Source organism: Paenibacillus montaniterrae, from assembly GCF_018403185.1.
GTDB lineage: Bacteria > Bacillota > Bacilli > Paenibacillales > Paenibacillaceae > Pristimantibacillus > Pristimantibacillus montaniterrae.
This window is the reverse complement of sequence record NZ_BOSE01000001.1, coordinates 524,718-545,796: the sequence shown is the minus strand read 5'-3', so window position 1 is coordinate 545,796 and position 21,079 is coordinate 524,718. Positions and strand designations below refer to the sequence as shown.

The window sequence follows — 21,079 nt, the reverse complement described above, 5'->3', positions numbered from 1 at the left end:
CGGTCAATGAAAATATTATTTTTGGATTTGGATGCTTTAAGCCCTGCTCATCTGGGCTGCTATGGCTATCATCGCAATACATCGCCGAATATTGACAACATTGCCGCTGAAGGAGTCAGGTTTACGAACTACTATACATCGGATGCACCGTGTGCGCCTTCGCGAACTGCATTGATGAGTGGAAAGTTTGGCATTGTCAATGGGCTTGTCGGGCACGGAGGAACGGCCGGAGATATGAAGCCGGAAGGGATTTCACGAGAGTTGATGGGAAAGTTAACAAGAGGAACAGCACTGCCTTCCTATTTGGGGCTAGTTAAAAATATGAATACAGTGCTGATCAGTCCATTTGCGCAGCGGCACTCTACCTTTTCGTTTTATGCTGGTTTTAATGAAATTATAAATACGGGGCAGTATGGCAATGAATCGGCAGAAAAGGTGACGCCGATTGCGCTCGACTGGATAGAGCGCAATGCGCAGAAGCAGGATTGGTTTTTATATATCAACTATTGGGATGCTCACACGCCGTATCGAGCGCCGCAGTCATTTGGCAATCCGTTTGCAGAAGAGCCGTTGCCAGCGTGGCTTAATGAAGTAGTCTTGGAGCAGCATAAGAAGCTGGTAGGTTCCCACAGCTCGTCTGAGTTGAAAATTGATTTTAGAAACAAGACCTATACCAATGAAAGCGACGCTTTATTTCCACGACAGCCGGGGGAAATTGGCAATATGCACGATTTGCGCACGATGATCGATGGCTATGATTGTGGAATTGCTTACATGGATCATCATCTGGGCATGCTGTTCGATGCGCTGCGCGAGCAAGGGGTAATGGATGAGCTGATTGTTATCATTACTGCAGATCATGGTGAAAACATGGGGCAGCTTGGCATTTACGGGGAGCATGCCACTGCCGATCAGGCTACTTGCCGCATTCCGATGATTATTCGCTGGCCAGGTATGCAGCAGGGGCTTGTTGATGAAGGGCTGCATTATCATCTCGATTTGCTGCCGACGCTTGCCGAGCTGCTGAATGGACCGATTTTGCCAGACTGGAGCGGCAGCAGTTACGCGCCTGTTTTGACGAGCGCAGCAGACTGCGGCAGAGATTATTTAGTTATTTCCCAATGTGCACATGTGCTGCAAAGAAGCGTTCGCTTCCGTGGTTGGCTGTATATTCGAACGTACCATGATGGTTTTCATTTATTTGATCGCGAAATGCTATTTAATGTAGAGAATGATCCTAACGAGCAGTTTAATGTGGCAGCCGAGCGCAAAGATTTATGCATGGAAGCGGTGTACTATTTGCAGGAGTGGCACGATGAGCAAATGCGCGCGTCCAGCGATGATCGCGATCCACTTTGGACAGTACACAAAGAAGGTGGTCCGTTTCATGCCAGAGGGTATTTGCCCGCTTATATTGAAAGGCTCCAACAAACGGGACGCGAATATGCTGTGCCTGAGCTGATAAAGCGGCATCCTCAGGAATTTCCTGTCGTGCCTTCGGCAGCTCATGCGCAACTGCAAGCTTTGCTTGGCGCTAAAATGAGAGGCTCGGCAGCAGCGGGCGAGGAGGTGTAGCTCAGCATGGGAACAAAAGAAAAGCCTGATATTCTGCTTTTTATTAGCGATCAGCATCATGCCCATTATATGGGCTGCGCAGGGCATGAACTCGTTCGCACGCCTTGGCTCGATCAGTTGGCAAGCGAAGGAACGATGCTGTGCAATGCCTATACAGCATCGCCGCTATGCGTTCCATCAAGAGTTGCACTGTTAACTGGGCTGCTTCCTTCCCATACAGGTGTGTTTACTAATGAAGGGGCAATTGCAACGGACCATGCGACTTTTTTGCACAGCATTGCTGCCGAAGGCTATGACACGGTTTTATGCGGCAGAATGCACTTTATGGGCGAGGATCAGCGACATGGCTTTACGAAGCGGATTATGGGTGAAATGACGCCGCTGTTTTGGGGACGTTACGGTCCTGCTCGCAATGATTTGGGACCGTATGTCGGGACAATGGCAAATGACAGCTTAAAAATTGTAGGCGGCGGTACATCGCCTGTACTTGAATACGATAAAGCGGTCATTCAAGCGGCGCTAGAATATTTACAGGCTGATCATGCCAAGCCGCAATGCATTGTCGTAGGCACTTATGGACCGCATCATACGTATGTTTCGCCGCCGCATTTGTACCAGTACTATAAGCAGGCTGCCAGCGTTCCAGACACTTTTACCGAAGTGTTGGAGCATCCTGTACTGGCAACAATGAAAAAAGCGGAATTAACACGCGAAGTTTTGGAAAAGCTGCGAGCTGCTTATTTGGGAATGGTAGAAACGATGGACAGCCAGCTAGGTGAAGTTCGAACTGCCTGGCAGCATTATTTGCAGCGAACGGGCAGAAAAGGGCTTTTCGTCTATATGTCCGATCATGGTGAGCAAGCGGGAGAGCATGGGCTGATTGGCAAGTCTACGTTTTATGAAGGTTCAGCTAAAATCCCTGTTATCGTGGTTGGCGATCATGTGCCACAAGGCAAGCGACTTGAACAGCCAACAAGCATTTTGGATATTGGCCCGACGTTATGCGATTGGATTCATGCTGAAGCTCCTCCTAGACAGGACGGGATCAGTCTTAAAGCGCAAATTGTCGACACTGCTCAAGCTGAATCGCGCATCATTATAAGCGAATCACTCCAGTTAGTGGGCGGGCAGGCTGTAGCAGGAATTATGCTGCGACAAGCAGGATGGAAATTTATAGCATATGCCGGATTTGAGGCGTACAATCAACTGTTTCAAGTGAATGAAGATCCTCAGGAGCGCCATAATCGCTACAGCGAGCAGCCAGAGCTTGTGCAGCAATTTGAACAGTATCTTAAAGAACATTGGAACGCTGAAGCAATTGTGGAAATATGCAGGCAAAGACGCGAACATCATGCTTTATTAGCCAAATGGGGAAGAAATGTCGATGTTGTTGAAACGGAAAGATGGGTTGTGCCCGAGCATGCTAAAGTACTGCCGATCGTGCAATGATTATGAGACAATGATAAATGGGGTGAAGCAATTGAGAAGAAATGTAATGATGATTTCTACCGATCAGCAGCAAGCTAAGGCAATGGGCTGTATCGATTCCAGCTACTATACCCCCAATCTTAATAGGCTGGCGAAGAAGTCGGTTTCATTTACCGGAGCAATTAGCACTTCTGCGCAGTGCACGCCGTCACGCGCAAGCTGGATGACAGGCAAGTTTCCGCATCAGGTCGGTGTCTATCAGATTGGTCATATTCTTGATCCGCAAGAGTGGAGCATTGCCAAGGAATTTAATCGGGCTGGCTATGAGACAGTATACTTTGGAAAATGGCATCTCGGTTTGTCTCCAGCAGATCATCAGTTTGCAGTTACCGATTATCGCACAGATGGCATGCAGCTTGCTGGGGCGAACGAAGACCCGCGCTTTCACAGCAACAAAGACGCGGTAACGACTGCAAAAGCGTTAAATTACTTGCAGGACTACGATGGTGCTCAGCCTTTTTTTATGAAATTATGCTGGTATATGCCGCATCCTAATGCGCCGACGGATGGTCCTTTTGAGCTGATTGATCGCTATGCAGAGCATTTTCCTTTGCAAGATATGCCAGTGCCAGCCAGCTTCTATCAGGATGATTTGTCAGGCAAGCCGGCATTTCAACAAGAGCGTTCAGAGACAGGCGAATCAGCGTTGACGGAACAAATTGTACGCCGTGATGCTCAGCGTTACCGCACGATGCTTGCTTTACTGGATTCGTATTTGGGACAATTGCTGGACAAGCTTGAGGCTAAGCAACTGCTCGATCAGACGGTAATTTTGTTTACGAGCGATCATGGCGATATGCAAGGTGCGCACAGGCTGCGGCTCAAAGGCGTGCTACCTTATAAAGAACTGTACAATGTGCCGCTGCTGCTTTACGTTCCTGGTATGCGCCCTAAACGAAACGTTATTGCAGACCTTGTATCGACGGCGGCTATACCAGGAACGCTGCTGGCTGCTGCGGGCATAACACTGCCCAAGGAATGCGAAGGAGGCACGCTAATGCCGGCACTAGAGCGTAATCAGGCTTCAGAAGATGAACACGTCTTTTTTGAGCATTATAAAGCTTACTGGGGACGGCATCCACTAATCGGCATTCAGACTAAAGCGTGGAAATATATTTATTATATAGACGATCAAGTTGAGGAAATGTACGATTTGCAGCATGATCCAGATGAAATTGTCAATATTGCAGGACAGCAGCAAGTGGAGCAGGTGCGCTTGCGCTTAAAGCAAACTGTAGAGCAGTGGTGGACAAGCACAGGAGGATTTTCGAAAGCTCCAATTGAAGATCAGACTAGCCCATGGATCACAAATAAGGTTAAGCATAATCGTTAGAATGTCCATTGCCTCCAATCGGATCATTTCCGGTACCCACATTCTTTAAACCTTGACTTTATCCGTTAAAAGCCTGCTCTAACTCGGCAGGCTTTTAACGGTTTCATCTCACAGCTTCACTGAACCGGATACTCCCTCGATAAAATATTTCTGGAACGCTACGAATACGATAATAATTGGCAGCAGAGCAATGACTGCGGCGGCAGCCATCCCTGTATAATCAATCGAATACTCGCCGACGAAGGAATACATCCCTACCGCCAATGTGCGCAGCTCCGGTTTGTTAAGCGTAAACACTAATGGTACAAAAAATGAATTCCATGTGAAAATAAATTGCATAATCGCAGTTGTGGCGATAATCGGTTTGGACAGCGGCAGCATAATTTGCAGAAAGGTACGCAAAAAGCCAGCGCCATCAATTTCGGCTGCTTCTGTCAGTTCAACTGGCAGCGTCCGGTAAAAGGTCATAAACATCAGGATAAAAATAATATGTACGCCCGAAGCTTCTACTAGAATGACACCTTCTATTGTATTGAGCAAGCCAAGCTGCTTAATGATTTGAAACACAGGTATAATGGTATATCCTTTAGGGATGAACAGCACTGCGGCAAACAGAAACAGCAGTGCTTTCTTGCCAGGGAAATTAACTCTTCCCAGTGCGTAGCCTGTCAGTATGCTCAATAACGTTACGATAATGACAGCTCCAACTGTAATGACAACAGAGTTTTGAAAATAGGTAGAAAATTGCCCGACGCCCCACGCTCTAGTATAATTGTCCCATTGAAGCTGCTGCGGCAGCAGCCGCAGCCCTGAGCTGATATACTCGGTATTCGTCTTCAACGAAGAGAAAATCATCCACAGAAATGGATAGATCCAGATGAGACAGAAGGGAATCAGCAGCAGATGCAGCAGTCTGTTCAGTCTACGATTGCGTTTCATAAGATACTCATTCCTTTCCAATTGCGATTGATCGCTGCCTGCGCATCGCCAACTGAACAATTGCACCCAACACTAGCGAAATAACGAATATAGACATGCCGAATATAATGCCGGCAGCTGAAGCGTAGCCTTGCTGCGGGAAGCCTCCTGTACCGAAGGCATAGCGATAGATGTAAAGATCGACCATGTCGGTAGCAAAGAAAGGGCCTCCGCCAGTTAGTGTTGTAACAAGATCGAATACATGAATGCCGTTCATTACCGTTAGCAGTAAAATGACTGCACTGACTGGCAGCAGCAGCGGAATCGTAATATAGCGCAAAGCCGCCCACCAGCCCGCACCATCGATGCGAGCAGCTTCATAGATTTCTTTAGGTAGTGATTGCAAGCCAGCCAGCCAGTAGATCATAATCATGCCAAATACTTTCCAGATACCGGCCCCGATTAATACGAGCATCGACGTGTAAGGGCCCGACAGCCAGCCAATCGGTTCTTTAATCAAGTTGAATTGCTGTAGTACCAGATTGACGATCGCATTGTCTGTGCCGAACATTGATTTCAATACGACACCAACAATTGCAGTTGTAGTGACAACGGGAAGGAAAAGCAGCGTACGATAAACGACTTTTCCTTTGAAATAAGCCAGATTTAGCAGCAAAGCCGCCAGCAATGCTGCGGGAAGTGTAATCAGCACCGTAAAGCCGATATAAATCAAGTTATTGCGATAGGCATTCCAAAAATAACGATCTGTCATAACAGAATAAAAGTTATCCCAACCGATGAATTGTTGCAGGGGGCCAATTCCGCTCCAATCGTAAAAAGAGTATACATAGCTCATCACAATTGGATAAATGGTGAATACTGCAAGCATCAGAAGCTGAGGGAGCATAAACAGATACGCCCAACTGTATAGTGATTTATTTCTGCGATTCATATAAGTTGTTCCTCTCCTGTCTGTCACTGCCTTGTGATGAAGTGTCTTGTGTTGAACTGCCTTGATATAGCTTTCTTGCGTCTAGCAGTTTATCGTTATTGATACGGTTGGTATGGAACCCAATCGGCAAATGCATAGTCATCCAATGTAATGCTGCCACCGGCAGCGTTGACTTTAGCAATGCCTTCTTCCAGCACTTGATTAGCTTGCTGTGACAGCTCCAGCAATGCTGCTTCCACATCTTTAATCTGACCTGTTAAATACCCTTCAGCAATGTTGCCCAGCGTCGTTTTAGGCAGCTTGCCGCTCGTTTCCAGCACTACTTTAAGTGAATCAGCATTGCGTTCAAACGGTCTTGGAATAAGCAAGGATACTTCATCCTGAATGCGCAGCGCTTCAGCAGCAACTGGATGGTTAATCGTAGTTGCTTCATTAACGGCTGGCAGAGGTGAATACTCTACCCCGTCTGCTACCAGCTTAGGATACAGATGCTCTTTAATAAATTGCAGGAACAGCTTTGTTTCCTCGTAATGCTCGGTATGCTTTGATACATAAAATGCTACGCGAGATTCACCTTGAAATGCTGCATATTGCGGCTTGCCGTCTTTCGTTGGCAGGGGAGCGACACCGAAGCTGTCAAGTTTATCTGCATTAAGCTGCGATGCGTAAAACGAACCGTCAATCGTCAGCACAGCTTGTCCTTCCTCCATTAATGCCGTACCTTCCCGGAAGCTCATAACCAGACTGCTTGGGTGCAGCAGTTTTTCATCTTGCAGTTTTTTGAACAGCTCCAATCCTTGTACAATGCCTTGAGCATGATATTCGTATTGGCCCGTGCGGTAATTGAATAGATCCGTTGGCGAAACATCCGGCGTAATCGCCGTTGCCATCTGAGAGATCGCCCCGCTTAAGAAGCTTAACTCCTTCACGCCAATTACGAGCCCGTACAGCTTGCCATCTGTATTTTGTTGCACCTGTTTACTGAAGCTGTACAGTTCATCCCATGTTGCAGGAATATCATCTTCTGTAAGCCCTGCTGCATGCAGTGCTTCCTTATTGTAATAAAGCATCATCGCCGGACGTTTCGGATTGAATACTGGAATCGCATACGTTTGACCGTCAATAAGCGTATAGCCTTCCGACCATGTTCCTTCGTAATACTCCGCTTTTTGTTCGGCCGTCAACACATCATCCAACGGATGCAGCACGTCCAGATTTACAAGCAATGAGGTCGGAATGCTTTGATGGTAGCCAATAATGTCAGGCAAGGTATTGCCAGAAATTGCTGCCTGGATTTGCGCTACATATTGCGAGCCTGGTACATTCGTATATTTGACCTTAATGTGTGGATGCTGCTGTTGGAATTCTGCAATGGTTTCTTCCATCTGCCCAAGCATTTCCTCCCAACGACCCCATACTTCCAGTTCAACTTGCTTTACTTCTGCTGTGGGGCTACTGGTTGCCCCTTGGGTATTGTTAGCTGCATGGCTATTGGTTGTCGACTGATTGCTGCTGCATGCTGCCAGCAGTAACATTGCTAGTGAACTCAGCAGCAGCAGTTTGATCGATTGTGTGTTAGGCTTCATAAAAATTCCTCCCGAATAATGAACAAGTGTTAAATTTTGTAAGGTACATCCTGTAGGGCAGCGCCTGTAGGTTTGTTGAGAAATCTGCCCGGATCGTTGTCACGCGGCACAACATCGGAGGTGTGCACATACCACTGCAATACATCAAGCCGCAGCTTGTCTCTTATTTCTCTATAGGCTGGATCATTATACACATTGTGCAGCTCCTGCGGATCATGAATGAGATCATACAGCTCGCTTTGTTCGGCAGTGCGTTCAATCAGCTTGAATTCATTGGTGCGCGCCATTATTCCGCGGCTGACGGAGGCCGGTTGTTCCTGCTGCTGTCTTGCCTTTGGATAATAGATGCTGCTCGGATTATTGGCAAACCAGGCATCGCGCACAGGATCACCTTCAAAGCAATGAGGCTCGCGGCTATCGTAGCCGCCCTCCGCATAGACAATGCGTTGAGGATCACCGTTTGCTCCTTGTAGTTGAGGCACAAGAGATCGAGCAAAATGATCATGCTCGGCTTCGATGCCGCTCAGATCAAGCACGGTTGCCATAATGTCAAACAGTTCAACTTGTTCTTGCACAACATGCCCGCTGGCATTGCCTGGTGTGCGAATAATAAGCGGCACTCTGGTCAGTACATCTTCAAAGCCGTTTGGCCATTTTTCTACCAAGCCGTAATCGCCAGCATAATCTCCATGATCTGACGCTACAATAATGGTTGTGTGTTCTGCGAGTCCGCTTCGTTCAAGTGCCTCTATTAGTTGTCCAAACATATAATCGACATAGCTGATCATGCCAAGATAAACAGCTTGTACCTGCTCCAGCGTATCATCTACAATATGGTGCAAACGACGATATTGTCTGATGAACGAATGATAGGACGGCTTGCCTTCTAACTGAGCTGGTCTAAGCGGCGGCAGCGTTTTTCCTTTATACATGCTGTGGTAAGGCTCAGGCACTACATAGGGTGCGTGCGGCAGCAATGTGGGTAAGTAAAGCATAAAGGGTTGTTGCCGTGCTGCTTCCGATTGCAGAAAAGTAATCGCTTTGTTGATCGAAACCGCTGTTTCCGTACTATCGAGAGCTTGTTCCGGCTCTGGCTCCATAAGAAAACTGTAGAAGCGCGGATCGTCCTCGGCATAGGGATTGCGTTTGCCAAATGTACCGATCATCGCTTCAATTTGTTCTTGCGGCTCCATTTCTGCCTCGTTTCCTAATATTTCACGCAAGTATTCATCGTTGTATAGATGATTTTTTCCGTACCATTTTAGCTGATAGCCCGATTTTTTTAGGTAGCGGAATAAGCTCGGCTCATGCGGTCTGAGCAGATGCCACAGTGTTCGATGTCCCGCTACATGCGGATACCAGCCTGTCATTAGACTGCAGCGGGAAGGACTGCATACGGTATTCTGTACATGACATTGTTCGAAGCGAACACCTTGCTGCGCCAAGCGATCAAGATTGGGAGTTTGTACGAGCGGATGTCCGTAGCAGCCCAGGCTTTCAGCGCGCAGCTCATCGGGAAAGAAAAAGATATAATTCATATTAGAATGACTCATTCCTACATATCACCTCGGAATAATAAGATTTATGTATCTAGTATAGTAATAATATCTTCGCAAAAAATAGAGGGGATATTTAACCTGAACCTAGAATCTTTTAACAATTTTCATATAATTCCTATAAGTATACTTGTATTTATGCTATAATGCCCCTAGTTTAATAGGGGGGATAGATAATGAGCTGGAGTAACCTCTCGTTACGCAATAAATTATTTATTATATTAATTGTTATTTCTATCGTGCCCAGCGTTACAATTTACTTGTTGTCGCAGCATTTTATGATGTCTTCCCAAACAAGTCAGTCTTCGCGTGCCGCCGCTACTTTGCTGGCATCAGTAGCGAGAGATGTGGATGAATATGTAACTGAAATTAATCAATCATTAAATGCACTGTATGTGACGTATGAATTTCAGCAATTTACTCAAGCTGACGCCGATGATTACGTTGCTCAAGCATATTGGGCAGCGGGCTTTAAGACGCTTGTGCAAAACTTGCTGCAAACACATCCGGAGATTACTGGCTTGCTTTATCTCGATCAGTGGGAAAAAGTGTATTATCAATCGAATGCGTTCTTTTTGAATTACAGCTATAGGTTTCAGGAAGACCCGTTTTACAGCATGGAGAGTTGGCCGCAAACACCGTCACTGTCAGTTCCCCATCAGGCAAGCTATATGATAAATGACCAGCAGGATGTCATTTCATATTTTTTTCCGATACGCAATTTGCGCACAGGAGCTTATCATGCAGGTATCATTATTGAGCTGAAAACCGATTATATCCGGCAGCTAATTGCATCATCACCCGAGGTCAGCTCGCAGCTTCTACTGTATGATCAAGCAACAGCAAGTTTCGTAACTGCCTCTTCGTCTGATCTGCATTTGCCGCAAGCGTTGGCTGAGCTGCTGCATGCAAAGCTGAATGGGCGGCAAGTGGACGCCATGACGCTGCAAACGAAGCATAATAATAATCGTTACGAGCTGTATGCATATCCGCTAGGTTATGGACAATGGCAGCTTGTGTGGCTTGCTTCACTGGATGAGCTTAACAGCGGGGTTCGCGGCTCGCTCCGTGCTTTGTTGATTGTAACGGCTGTTACGTTATGTGCCGCTTTGATTATTGCCTATCCGCTTATGCATTTGGTATGGCGTCCGATGCAGCGTTTGAAAACGAGCATGGATCAACTCAGTCGCGGTATTCATATTCCTGTGCCGCCAAGCAGTCAGCGTGATGAGATCAGTTATCTGATTCGTGTATTTAATCGCATGCTTGGCAATATGAAGGAACTGGAGCAAGAAGTAATTTCCAGTCATCTGAAGGAAAAGGAGCGGGAATTGTTGCAACTGCAAGCGCAGATCAATCCGCATTTTTTGTTTAATACGTTGGAGACCATCGATGAGTACGCAAGCAGAGGGGATAGCACAGCGGTTGAACAAATGATTCAAAGTCTGTCCAAAATGACAAGATACAGTGCCCGAGTCGATCGAGGCTTTGCTGCGCTCGCTGAAGAAGTTGCTTACGTGCAGGAATACTTGCGGCTGCATAGTTGGCGCAATGATACAACGATTAAGACAAATTGGCAGATCGATCCTCGCTGTTTGCAGGAAAACGTCATGAAGTTGAGCATTCAGCCATTTGTGGAAAATGCGATCAAATATGGCTGGGAGCCTGATATGGAATTATCCGCTCTAGTTTTTACGATTACGATTTCAGTACGGAGAGAGGAACAGAAGCTGATATTCTCTGTTCATAATACAGGTAAGACGATGAGTAAGCAGCTTGTGCAAAAGCTGCAATTGCTGGCTTCTGCCGACATGATGACAAAGGATGATTTTTTTGAGCGTCATACAGGAATATATAATGTGTTTCGCAGATTGTTTCTGGCATACGGCAAGGCGCTTCAGGTACAAATCTCCAGTGAGGAAGGGGAGGGGACGAGCATAGGTTGGTGCATAGATCAAGGAAAACTGTGAAAAAAAAGGAGTTCTACAGCTTGCGGAACTCCCTCGGAGATTGACCGAATTTCTTTTTGAACAGTGTGCGAAAGTGCTGCTCGTCAGTATAGCCTACTGCTTGAGCGATATCGCTAATCGATAACTTGGTAGATTGCAGCATATCCATAGCTTTCTGCAAGCGAAGCTTCGTCAAGTAATTGACGAAATTGTCGCCGGTCTGCTGCTTGAACATACGGCTTAGCGTAACGGGATGCACGCCTACATGTCTTGCTACTGTAGCAAGCGTCAACTGCATGTCGCTTGATTGCACCATATACGCAATTGCCTTGTCCAGCCAGTGTTGCTCTTGTGCCTCATAATCTGCCAATTCCTTCATTGCTGTGCATACGTCCAGCAGCAGACTGATCAAAGCGTGTTGCAGCAAGCTCCAGCGATTATGCTGATTCACCCAGCACTGCCAATAATGCAGTGATGCTTCAGGTATGCTGCCGCTGGCTGTTTGTCCTTTGCCAAGAGAACTGTCGACTTGCCGCAGCAGCTCCGCACATGCATACTGCACGCGGGCAAGCTCAAAGCTTTGAATTTGCTCCAGCCATCGCCGCAGCAGCGTTTCTAGTGCAGAAATTTGCCCTTGTTCGAGCAGTTGAGTGATTTCGGCTGCAAGCTCCCTATAAGAATGGAAGTGCAATGCCGCTGCTGTCGGCTGTACTTGCTGTTCACGAATACCGGAGCTGGAGCGAATATCGAAAAATTGCTGCTGCAAGCGTTTGTGCCAAGCCTGGCGAAGCGCATCTACCCATTGCTCTGCACGCTTGAACGTTCCTTCATAATCGTGAACAACGGAGCCTTCAATAGCTTGATTAATGCGAAAAGTAAATAGCGTAAGATTTCTTGGTGTTTGTTGCGACATACTTTGCTCGTGCTCGCTTGGCAGAGTATGTTGCGCATGCACTTTATGATCGGTTTCATCATCATGCCAAACAATTCGTTTGCCGATATCTTCATTATGCCATAAGCTCAACTGGCAGCAGATGATGTCATCAATCGTTATTTGCTCCTGCTGCAACTGCTGCTGATAAGGTCGTAGCTGCTGCAAAAACTGCATCTGCAGCTCTATTTTCAGCTTGAATAACGTTTCTCCAAGTTGCTTGCGATCAACTGGCTTGAGCAAATAATCGTATGCGCCTAGTTGAAGCGCTCTGCGCGCGTATGAAAATTCTTCAAAGCCGCTCAGCATAATGACTTGAATCCATGGGTGAGATTGTTTTATTTTTTCTAACAGTTCTAATCCATTCATGCCGGGCATTTGAATATCGAGCAGCACAACATCAGGTTTAATTTTGTAAAGTTCCTGCAAGGCTGCCTCGCCGTAGCCCAAATTAAAAATCGTACAGGAGTGATCGACTTCACCAAGCTTTCGAATAATGCTTCTACGAGTAGCTGCTTCATCGTCGACAACACAAATTTTCAGTATGCATTGCTGCTCCATACCTATACACGCCTTTCGCTTTCCCAGTTTGTTGCTCAAAATCTTAATCCAATAATTCCTATGTGTCAAGTGAGGATTAGGTGTATAATTATTTTTGAAGGAGGCAAATCAAGATGGAAAATATTAAATCATGCTGCGGGGCAGCCCGGCAACAACTGGTGGCTGTCAAAAAAACGATCGCTGTCAATACGGAGGGCATTCAGCAGAGCAACGAGACGCATGTCAACGCCGACCACTTTGTAATGATTCCCGAAGGCAGTTTCATAATGGGAACGGATGATGAAGACGGTTTTCCCAATGATGGTGAAGGTCCGGCTCGACAAGTAACGGTTAGTGCTTTTGCTATAAGCAAGTACCCTGTAACGAATGCTCAGTTTGCGCAATTTGTTGAAGCAACAGGTTATGTAACGGAAGCAGAGCAATTCGGCTGGTCGTATGTATTTAGCGATTTTGTTTCAGAGCCCAATAAACAGCATAGTCTCGGCAATCCAGGAGGGCTGCATTGGTGGACAGCGGTTAACGGTGCATATTGGGCTTGTCCGGAAGGACCGGGAACAAGCTGGGAAGATCGCAGCGAGCATCCTGTCGTACATATTTCATGGAACGATGCAGTCGCCTATTGCAACTGGGCGGGCGGAAGATTGCCGACAGAAGCAGAATGGGAGTACGCCGCAAGAGGCGGTTTGCAAAGAAGACGTTATCCTTGGGGTGATGAGCTGCATCCGAACAAGCAGCATATGTGCAATATTTGGCAAGGGAAATTTCCGCTTAAAAATCACGGCAGCGATGGATATATCGGTACTGCGCCCGTACATGCTTTCCAACCTAATGGATATGGTTTATATCAGATGTCGGGAAATGTATGGGAATGGTGTCATGATTATTTTGATCCACGCTATCACCAGCTTACTTCTAATGTTAATCCAATCTGGTCTGAGCCGACAAAAAATCGTTCTATGCGCGGCGGCTCCTATTTATGCCATCGTGATTATTGCAATCGTTACCGTGTAGCAGCACGAAATTCCAATTCTCCTGATTCATCGACTGGACATTGCGGCTTCAGAATGGTATTAAATGTAAATCATGATAGCCAATAAAGGCAAGGCAATAAAAAAAGCAATGAAACAAAAAAACTATCCACTTCACTCGAGCCTATGCGATGTAATGCAGGCAGGTGAAGGCTGGATAGTTTTTTAAATGGTGCGTGCCAGGGCGGGAGGAATTTGATGCAGCGACTTTACAGCCAGAAATTGGCCTTTTGGCTGAACGTTTACGTCAATGATGTTGTAGCACCATTCATCTGGACGCTCCACGTGGATCGCATGTATTCCAGCATGAAGTGCTGGGACGATATCGTTGCGGATCGAATTGCCGATCATCCAGGTGCGCTGCCGCTCAAATGCTTGTATGTCAAGCAGCTCGTCCAACGCTGCAATATTTTTCATTTGGCGTATATAAATGCGATCATCAAAATATTTGGCAAGTCCCATATCTTCAACCTTGCGCAGTTGGATTTTCGGCTCGCCTCCCGTGTACAGATGAAGCTCATGTCCTTGATGCTTCAACTGCTCCAGCGTTTCCTCCATATGCGGATATGGCTCTGTCTCGTGCTCGTACACCTCAATGCCGACCTGCCACAGCCAGTCCTTTTCCTGGGGACATTGCGAGCGACCAAGCAGCTCGCAGTAATAACGATACGTTTCCAGAAAGGAATGTGGAAAGTGCTCGCTCTTGAAGCCGGTCTGCGAAATCATATCCGCATCGATGCTCGCTTGCTTGTTTTTTATCTCTTCCAGCGAAATGCTGGCTTCATCAAACCAGGTTGCAAGCTGCTCGGCAAAGCGATCAATCGCACGAAAAAAATAACGATTGCAGTAGATTAATGTATCATCAAGATCGAATAAAATTTGCTGCGACATCTTAAAGTCTCCTTATTCATGCGTGTTCATCTTGTATGAACAATCTACCTTATATTAGTGAAACCGTCAATTGTAAGTAGCAGGAAAAAAGCCAAACAGAGCATAAAGTCAAACAATATTACGCAAAGCGTTCCTTCGCCTGCTGCAGCCTGTTTTTAATAAATGAAATGCGATGCTTAACATAAAACTCCTTACTGTCGCTTCGCAATTGGGAAGGGGTGATCAGCTCACCTGTCTCATTATTTTCAATAATAAGTCTCCCATCACTGAAAAAAGTAAAGGTTAAATCGCGCTTCGGCGGCACCTTCTCAATAAATCGATAATGCTGACAAGTATGGTTCATGCTGATCAAGCCTCCTTATACGATAATAATGATTATTCAGAACGTATGTTCTGAAACTATTATAGCAAACATTTGTTCGTATGGAAAGAGGGGATTATTTATCGTAAACTAATTTAATAGAAGCGTTTGCATTTACGGAAAGGATGACGATATGTTACGGATACAAAATCTTACGAAAACAATACCTGGTGGACCGAAGCTGCTTAAAAATATTACGTTTGATGCATATGAAGGCGATTTTATAGCTGTGAAGGGTGCTAGTGGAAGTGGGAAGTCGACCTTGCTTAAATGTTTAGCTTTGCAAGAAAACTGGACGTCTGGCAAGTATATTTTTAACGGAAAAAATGTGTTTGAGGGCGGCATTCGCGCAAAAATGCAGGTCAAAAAGGAAGTTGCATACTTGGAGGAAAAGCCGTTTCTTTTTCCTGACAAAACTGCCTTGAAAAATGTTATTATCGGAGCGGTAGGGCAAACGCCGGCATGGAGACGTTGGACAGGCATGGTGCGCAGCGACGATTATATGGGCGCGATGGATATGATTGAAAAGCGCGGACTGCTGGACAAAGCAAAAATGAAGGCAAGACATCTGTCGGGTGGGGAGCAGCAAAGAATTGCGATTGCTCGCGCGCTGGTGCATGGCGCTAAGGTTATCGTAGCCGACGAGCCGGTAGCAGGACTTGACCCTCATAATGCAGATATCGTGCTGGGCGAGCTTAAAAGATTGTGCAAGGAGCAGGGGATTATCGTAATCTCGGTTTTACATCAGGGAGATTGGGCGGAACGCTTTGCTGATCGGATTCTCGGCTTGAACGGCGGCGAGCTGGTGTTGGATGTGTATGGGCGGAGGTTAACAGAAAGAGAAAAAAACCTGCTTTAAGGTGGTTCAAAATCCGGCTTTGATGACGATGTGACTTCTCAGTAGCGTAGTCGACGGCGAATATGACCGCCTACCGAAAGCTCCGGTGCTCACGTAGCGGTTATCTACGCTGCGCTCCTCGCTTTCTAGTATGCGGTCATCTTCTTGGTCCTGAAAGCCGAATTTTGAACTTTCATTGGAAGGGTGGTTCAAAATCCGACTTTGATGACGATGTGACTTCTCTGTAGCGTAGTCGACGGCGAATCTTGAACGCTAGCGAAAACTGCGGTGCTCACGTAGCAAGTGCCTACGCTGCGCTCCTCATTTTCTACTAGCGTCCAATCTTCTTGGTCCTGAAAGCCGAATTTTGAACTTTCATTGGAAGGGTAGTTCAAAATCCGGCTTTGATGACGATGGATCGCTTCGCAGCTTAGTTGACAGCGGCGAATCTTGAATGCTGGCGAAATCTTTTAGATGCCCCACGGTTAGTGGGGTTATTTGTCTTGCTTCCAAATTTTTTTGGCGTATTCGTCTCGTCGTTAGTGCTGTGCAGTGCTTAATCATGACATGCTATCAACTACCCTTACATATACTCGACTATGGAGGTGTAGTGATGATAGGAATTATGTTGTTTATGCTGCTAGTGCTGACAGCAGTTGTTTGTATGCTGCTTATTACAATCAAGGCCCAGAAGGGCTTGCGCAGTATAAACTATATTAGTGGCTTGCGCTATGGGAAGGTTGTGCAGCAGCTGCAAGACAAATATGAGCTGCATCGTTTTGGCTTCGGTCAATATTTGAGACGCCAGTATGGTGAGGTCTCTATATTTAGTATTGCGATGAACGCGATCGGAATTCTACCAATTCTACTGCTTATGCTAGCACCAATCATGATGAATGGGGGACTAGGGAGCAGCTTATTTGTTTATTGTGGACTAGGTTTGTTTTTTATTATGCTGTTCGCACTGGTTGGTCAGTATTTATCCGCACAGCCAACAGCGGGCGGTCTTTATCATGTTGCTTTGCGAAAAGGCGGAACATGGCTTGGAAGCATTATCGGCAGCCTGCAATTGATTGGACAAACGCTGCTGTTGATCGGTTACAGTTATGGCTTTGTGTTTTTTCTTAAGCTTTTGCTTCCTGTGTCCATTTCCTGGCTTAATCAGCCTGGAGGAATGACGATTGCAGTAGCGATCTGTGTCTTGACTCAAGTGATTTTGGCGTGGCTGAAAAGCACTGTGTATCGTACCTTTCACATCATTGCATGGTTGCTGCAGCTATGCGGAATTGTGCTGCTGATCGTTTGCGCCGTGATGGTTTGGAGAGGAGACAGCTACAATGGCATGCATCTTTTTCTTGCCGATGCATCGGTAGCAGGCTGGTTTCCTGCAGTAAGCGAGCTTGACCCGGCAAACTGGGGACTTCTGCTTGCATTAATGTGTCGCTGCTTTATTGGGGGAGATATTAGCGCCCAGCATGCTGAAGAAACGATCGAACCCAAAATTAAAGTTTCTTGGGCGACGCTGTTGTCAACCTGTTATTCCTACATGATCGGGCTGGTGCTTATACTGGTACTGGCAATTTTATATATGAACTTTGGCATTGCTGGAGCTGGACAAACGGGAGAAGCATGGCTTGTTTACCTGTTAGGACAATCCTCTGTTCTTGGTTACGCTTTGGTGGCAGTGGCAATGCTTAGCTGCTGGGCATCAAGCTCGACACTGCTGCAAAGCGGCGCTCGCACATTAATGGCATTGGCGCGAGACGGTTTGCTGCCTTTTAAACAGCAGCTTGCGGCAATGCATTATTTGAAGCAGTCTCCGCAGCGCGCGCTGTTTGCTGTTACTGTACTTGCATTGCTTATGCTGGCAGCCATCTATTACATTCCGACAGAAGATATATTTATAACTTCAACGCTGCTGGCCGTTATCTGTTATGGCAGTCTGTACGCAATTCTTTTTTTCTTCACACCGTTGGCTGATCAAGCTTCGCTTTGGAAGGTGGCAGGCTGGGAAAAGGCGATTCGCTTTGGCAGCATGCTGCTTCTAACAGCGCTTGTCAGTGCGGCAGGGGCTAGCTTGCCGCTGACAGCTTTGCTTATTATAGCTGTGCCGTTGCTTGTAATTAGCATCTATGCAATGATGACTAAAGGAGTTGTCAGCAAGCCGTTGTCCTATGACACGAAAGGAAGCAACGATTTATTCGAGATAGAGAGAAGAATGCCGCTGCAATAAAGAATTATTGCACAGGGAAATTATTGCGTTTATTTCCCGGGCAAGCGCAGATGTTTACAAAAGTCGCCCTGCTTTCGACGGGAGCAGCAAGCTGCCTGGCGCTTTCAATTTGTCGAAACGAGACAAATCTTCCAGCAATTTTGCCAATTTCGTCATAATGAAGCTATAATGGAATTAGGTGGTGATTGTATGGGAAATGAGCTGGAAAATGGCTCAGCCAACGCAACAATCGTATCGTTTCATGTTGGCAAGCCAAGGGAAATCGCGCACGGCAGCAAGCAGGTGCTGAGTGCTATATTTAAGGATGCCTCCACAGCAGTGCATCACGTAAGCGCTACTGGTGTGGAAGGCGATGCGCAGGGAGACACTGAAAATCATGGTGGCCCTGATAAAGCGATCTGCGTCTATTTGCAGTCGAGCTACAGCTATTGGCAGCAGCTAGGTCGTGCTCTTGCGCCAGGCTCGTTCGGCGAAAATATGACGCTGAGCAGCTGGACGGAAGATAGCGTAAATATCGGGGACATTTATCGTGTTGGCAGTCTCGTCGTTCAGGTTAGTCAGCCAAGACAGCCTTGCTTCAAGCTTGGCATTCGCAATCAGTGGCCCGAGCTCGTTCAGCTTTCCAGAGAAAGCGGCTATACCGGTTTTTATTTGCGAGTGCTGGAAGAAGGAGAAGTTGGCACTGGCATGGAATTCATACCTGTAAGCCGCGCGCAGCATTCTATGTCAATATTTGAAGCAAATCGCATCATGTATGGCAAGGCGAGCACACTGGAGCAGTACGAACAGCTGGCCTCCATCCCTGAGCTTGCGGATGTCTGGAAACAGAGCATACATAGAAAAATAGAACGATTAAAATAAGCGGTATATCTTTAAAATTAGATAAATGAAGTGAGTAAAAGGTTAGAGTAATGGTAAGGGAGATCGGCAAATGAGCAAGCATCAAAGCGAAGAGTTGGACAATGTGCTGGCTCAATATGTCTGGCAAGGGAAGCCACGGGTGATCCCGGGGCCGAGTGGTATGAACAATACAACGGTAATGATCGAGGATGATCAAGACAAACGTGTGGTGCGAATTTACAACAACCACGCTGATCGAAGCAAGCTGCAATTCGAGCATACGATGCTTGCCGAGCTGAAGCAGACAAGACTGGCTATTGCTACACCGCAGCCTATTGCCAATAAACAGCATTCAATAATAACTCAGTTGCAAAACGGCAAGCTGGCTGCTGCCTTCGTCTACATTGACGGAGAGCGGCCGTCTGCCGAAAATATGCAGAGCATGGTCAGCTTGGCTGATGCGGCGGCGCAGTTAAGCAAAGCCTTTGCACAGCTGCAAATCGAGGAAGCACCAGCCTATACGCCATATTATGAGCTGGAGAGCAATTACCCGCCGTTTGATAATAATGCGCTGCAGGTGCTGCTTGAGGATGCTCAGCTGGCCAAGCAGAAGGATGAGCTGCTGCTTATTCAAGCTGAACGTGTCGAGCTGGAGCAATTAAAGCCGCAGCTGCAGGCTTTGCCGCATCAATGGATTCACGGTGATCTCAATTGCAGCAATTCATTGGCCATTAGGCAAAGCATCGTGGCTGTGCTTGACTTTGAATTTGTAACATGGGATTTAAGGGCAATGGAGCTGGCTGTTCTGCTTTCTGAAATGATAAAGCCAACGACAGAGCAGCTTGAACCGAGGCTGGAAGCTATGCTGCAGGCATTTATCGCGACGGTGCCTTTGCAGAAGGAGGAATTGACGCTGCTGCCGGCGCTGATCAAGCTGCGCAGTGTTGATGTTGCGATGCATTTTATTGAGCGCTTCAAGCAAGGGCTTGATTCGCCAGAGGTTTTGTGCGGCATTATTGCCCATGCAGCGTATGTCATAACCTGTATGAATCAATTAAAGCTAGTAACGCAATAGAAGGCGAGGGATGCAGAATGAGTTTGGCGACACAGTTGGGATACTCTGAGCAGGATCGGCTGCTTATTATTAACTGCGATGACTTTGGCTTGAGCGCTTCCTTTAACGAAGGGATTCAGCAGCTGCTGCAGGCTCGTACCGTCAGCTCGGCGACTGTGATGCTGCCATGCGCCTATGCTCGGGCTGCAGCGAGCTGGAGTGCTGCCAACTCTCAGTATGATGTTGGGGTGCACTTCACCTTTACAAGCGAATGGGACACCTATAAATGGGGGCCTGTTACGCGCAATGCGGATGTGTCGAGTCTGGTAACGAAGGAGGGCTACTTTTACGCGGATTGCCAAGGCTTTGAGCAAGCAGCTTCTCCGAGTCAAGTAGCGCTTGAGCTTAATCACCAGATTGAATTGGCATTGACGCTAGGCATGAAGCCGACGCATGCAGACAGCCATATGGGCAGCTTGTACGGCCTGGTGACCGGCAGACATTTTTTGCTGGAAGTATTTGATGTTTGTGCGCATTACGGCTTGCCGTTTCGACTGCCGCGCTTTATCAATCCAGCACAGCAAGAGGTTGTGCCGCAGGCGGTAGAGCCGCAATTGAGAGCGCTTGCGCAGCTTGCCGATCAGAAGGGAGTTGTGCTGATCGATTATTTGATCGGACTTCCATTTGAATCGACTGAAGGTGAAACGACGGATGGATTTCTACAGCAGTTGACCGATTATTTAAAAAAGCTGAAGCCGGGCGTATCCGAACTCATTGTGCATCCAAGCGCGCCATCCGCAGAGCTTTCCTATTTTCATAGGCATGCAGGCAAGCGAATTATAGAATGGGAAGCGCTGCAGCGTCCAGAGCTGCAGCAGTTTTTGCAGGATGAAGGAATCAAGCTAATAGGGTGGCGCGAGTTGCAGGATGTACAACGCCAAAACTCAAAGCGCACGTACCCTTTTTAGAGGTGGTTTAAAAATTG

17 protein-coding genes are annotated in these 21,079 nt (G+C 46.9%); 10 read left to right on the top strand and 7 right to left on the bottom strand.

What is annotated here, in order from left to right; all coding sequences use genetic code 11:
* Positions 1–6: 6 nt before the first annotated feature.
* From KJS52_RS02575 to KJS52_RS02565, 3 genes are read left to right on the top strand one after another with little or no spacing between them, the layout of a single operon-like run.
* Positions 7–1,575: a sulfatase family protein gene (locus KJS52_RS02575; RefSeq protein WP_213513064.1), complete on the top strand. Its 1,569-nt coding sequence runs from the start codon at positions 7–9 to the stop codon at positions 1,573–1,575.
* 6 nt (positions 1,576–1,581) lie between these two features.
* Positions 1,582–3,024, top strand: coding sequence for a sulfatase family protein (locus KJS52_RS02570; protein ID WP_213513063.1), 1,443 nt, complete (start codon positions 1,582–1,584; stop codon positions 3,022–3,024).
* Between the two features lie 22 nt (positions 3,025–3,046).
* A complete protein-coding gene (locus KJS52_RS02565; protein WP_213513062.1) occupies positions 3,047–4,396 on the top strand; it encodes a sulfatase family protein in 1,350 nt (449 codons plus the stop codon).
* Positions 4,397–4,504: 108 nt separating this feature from the next.
* Here the strand turns inward: KJS52_RS02565 and KJS52_RS02560 are convergent, their stop codons facing one another.
* The 4 genes from KJS52_RS02560 to KJS52_RS02545 all read right to left on the bottom strand — a co-directional run bounded on the left by KJS52_RS02560 (position 4,505) and on the right by KJS52_RS02545 (position 9,405).
* Positions 4,505–5,335, bottom strand: coding sequence for a carbohydrate ABC transporter permease (locus KJS52_RS02560; protein ID WP_213513061.1), 831 nt, complete (start codon positions 5,333–5,335; stop codon positions 4,505–4,507).
* Between the two features lie 7 nt (positions 5,336–5,342).
* Positions 5,343–6,266 carry a carbohydrate ABC transporter permease gene (locus tag KJS52_RS02555; protein ID WP_213513060.1) on the bottom strand — a complete coding sequence of 308 codons (924 nt, stop codon included), beginning with the start codon at positions 6,264–6,266 and terminating at the stop codon, positions 5,343–5,345.
* 95 nt (positions 6,267–6,361) lie between these two features.
* Positions 6,362–7,852: an ABC transporter substrate-binding protein gene (locus tag KJS52_RS02550; RefSeq protein WP_213513059.1), complete on the bottom strand. Its 1,491-nt coding sequence runs from the start codon at positions 7,850–7,852 to the stop codon at positions 6,362–6,364.
* Between the two features lie 29 nt (positions 7,853–7,881).
* Positions 7,882–9,405: a sulfatase family protein gene (locus KJS52_RS02545; protein WP_213513058.1), complete on the bottom strand. Its 1,524-nt coding sequence runs from the start codon at positions 9,403–9,405 to the stop codon at positions 7,882–7,884.
* Between the two features lie 179 nt (positions 9,406–9,584).
* On the opposite strand from KJS52_RS02545, the gene KJS52_RS02540 reads away from it, so the two are divergent.
* Positions 9,585–11,378, top strand: coding sequence for a cache domain-containing sensor histidine kinase (locus tag KJS52_RS02540; RefSeq protein WP_213513057.1), 1,794 nt, complete (start codon positions 9,585–9,587; stop codon positions 11,376–11,378).
* A gap of 13 nt (positions 11,379–11,391) precedes the next feature.
* Here KJS52_RS02540 and KJS52_RS02535 read toward each other — a convergent pair whose 3' ends face one another.
* Complete coding sequence (locus KJS52_RS02535) at positions 11,392–12,849, bottom strand: response regulator (protein WP_213513056.1); 1,458 nt, start codon at positions 12,847–12,849, stop codon at positions 11,392–11,394.
* Positions 12,850–12,962: 113 nt separating this feature from the next.
* Here KJS52_RS02535 and KJS52_RS02530 point away from each other — a divergent pair, with 113 nt between their 5' ends.
* Positions 12,963–13,946, top strand: coding sequence for a formylglycine-generating enzyme family protein (locus KJS52_RS02530; RefSeq protein ID WP_213513055.1), 984 nt, complete (start codon positions 12,963–12,965; stop codon positions 13,944–13,946).
* A 96-nt stretch (positions 13,947–14,042) separates the two neighbouring features.
* On the opposite strand, the gene KJS52_RS02525 is transcribed toward KJS52_RS02530, so the two are convergent.
* Positions 14,043–14,768 carry an HAD family hydrolase gene (locus KJS52_RS02525; RefSeq protein ID WP_213513054.1) on the bottom strand — a complete coding sequence of 242 codons (726 nt, stop codon included), beginning with the start codon at positions 14,766–14,768 and terminating at the stop codon, positions 14,043–14,045.
* Between the two features lie 118 nt (positions 14,769–14,886).
* Entirely contained in the window at positions 14,887–15,111 is a 225-nt protein-coding gene (locus KJS52_RS02520) for a hypothetical protein (protein WP_213513053.1), read from the bottom strand.
* Between the two features lie 151 nt (positions 15,112–15,262).
* On the opposite strand from KJS52_RS02520, the gene KJS52_RS02515 reads away from it, so the two are divergent.
* The 5 genes from KJS52_RS02515 to KJS52_RS02495 all read left to right on the top strand — a co-directional run bounded on the left by KJS52_RS02515 (position 15,263) and on the right by KJS52_RS02495 (position 21,062).
* Positions 15,263–15,988, top strand: a complete 726-nt coding sequence (locus KJS52_RS02515; protein WP_213513052.1) for a phosphonate ABC transporter ATP-binding protein — start codon at positions 15,263–15,265, stop codon at positions 15,986–15,988.
* Between the two features lie 592 nt (positions 15,989–16,580).
* Complete coding sequence (locus KJS52_RS02510; RefSeq protein WP_213513051.1) at positions 16,581–18,200, top strand: APC family permease; 1,620 nt, start codon at positions 16,581–16,583, stop codon at positions 18,198–18,200.
* A gap of 189 nt (positions 18,201–18,389) precedes the next feature.
* Positions 18,390–19,061: an MOSC domain-containing protein gene (locus KJS52_RS02505; protein ID WP_213513050.1), complete on the top strand. Its 672-nt coding sequence runs from the start codon at positions 18,390–18,392 to the stop codon at positions 19,059–19,061.
* Between the two features lie 70 nt (positions 19,062–19,131).
* A complete protein-coding gene (locus tag KJS52_RS02500; RefSeq protein ID WP_213513049.1) occupies positions 19,132–20,115 on the top strand; it encodes a phosphotransferase in 984 nt (327 codons plus the stop codon).
* 17 nt (positions 20,116–20,132) lie between these two features.
* Positions 20,133–21,062, top strand: a complete 930-nt coding sequence (locus KJS52_RS02495) for a polysaccharide deacetylase family protein (RefSeq protein ID WP_213513048.1) — start codon at positions 20,133–20,135, stop codon at positions 21,060–21,062.
* Positions 21,063–21,079: the final 17 nt, after the last annotated feature.

Excerpts from the sequence above, each read along its gene's own strand:
- KJS52_RS02575 (WP_213513064.1), top strand. The coding sequence starts at position 7 with ATGAAAATATTATTTTTGGATTTGGATGCTTTAAGCCCTGCTCATCTG.
- KJS52_RS02570 (WP_213513063.1), top strand. The coding sequence starts at position 1,582 with ATGGGAACAAAAGAAAAGCCTGATATTCTGCTTTTTATTAGCGATCAG.
- KJS52_RS02560 (WP_213513061.1), bottom strand. The coding sequence starts at position 5,335 with ATGAAACGCAATCGTAGACTGAACAGACTGCTGCATCTGCTGCTGATT.
- KJS52_RS02555 (WP_213513060.1), bottom strand. The coding sequence starts at position 6,266 with ATGAATCGCAGAAATAAATCACTATACAGTTGGGCGTATCTGTTTATG.
- KJS52_RS02550 (WP_213513059.1), bottom strand. The coding sequence starts at position 7,852 with ATGAAGCCTAACACACAATCGATCAAACTGCTGCTGCTGAGTTCACTA.
- KJS52_RS02545 (WP_213513058.1), bottom strand. The coding sequence starts at position 9,405 with ATGAGTCATTCTAATATGAATTATATCTTTTTCTTTCCCGATGAGCTG.
- KJS52_RS02540 (WP_213513057.1), top strand. The coding sequence starts at position 9,585 with ATGAGCTGGAGTAACCTCTCGTTACGCAATAAATTATTTATTATATTA.
- KJS52_RS02535 (WP_213513056.1), bottom strand. The coding sequence starts at position 12,849 with ATGGAGCAGCAATGCATACTGAAAATTTGTGTTGTCGACGATGAAGCA.
- KJS52_RS02530 (WP_213513055.1), top strand. The coding sequence starts at position 12,963 with ATGGAAAATATTAAATCATGCTGCGGGGCAGCCCGGCAACAACTGGTG.
- KJS52_RS02525 (WP_213513054.1), bottom strand. The coding sequence starts at position 14,768 with ATGTCGCAGCAAATTTTATTCGATCTTGATGATACATTAATCTACTGC.
- KJS52_RS02520 (WP_213513053.1), bottom strand. The coding sequence starts at position 15,111 with ATGAACCATACTTGTCAGCATTATCGATTTATTGAGAAGGTGCCGCCG.
- KJS52_RS02515 (WP_213513052.1), top strand. The coding sequence starts at position 15,263 with ATGTTACGGATACAAAATCTTACGAAAACAATACCTGGTGGACCGAAG.
- KJS52_RS02510 (WP_213513051.1), top strand. The coding sequence starts at position 16,581 with ATGATAGGAATTATGTTGTTTATGCTGCTAGTGCTGACAGCAGTTGTT.
- KJS52_RS02505 (WP_213513050.1), top strand. The coding sequence starts at position 18,390 with ATGGGAAATGAGCTGGAAAATGGCTCAGCCAACGCAACAATCGTATCG.
- KJS52_RS02500 (WP_213513049.1), top strand. The coding sequence starts at position 19,132 with ATGAGCAAGCATCAAAGCGAAGAGTTGGACAATGTGCTGGCTCAATAT.
- KJS52_RS02495 (WP_213513048.1), top strand. The coding sequence starts at position 20,133 with ATGAGTTTGGCGACACAGTTGGGATACTCTGAGCAGGATCGGCTGCTT.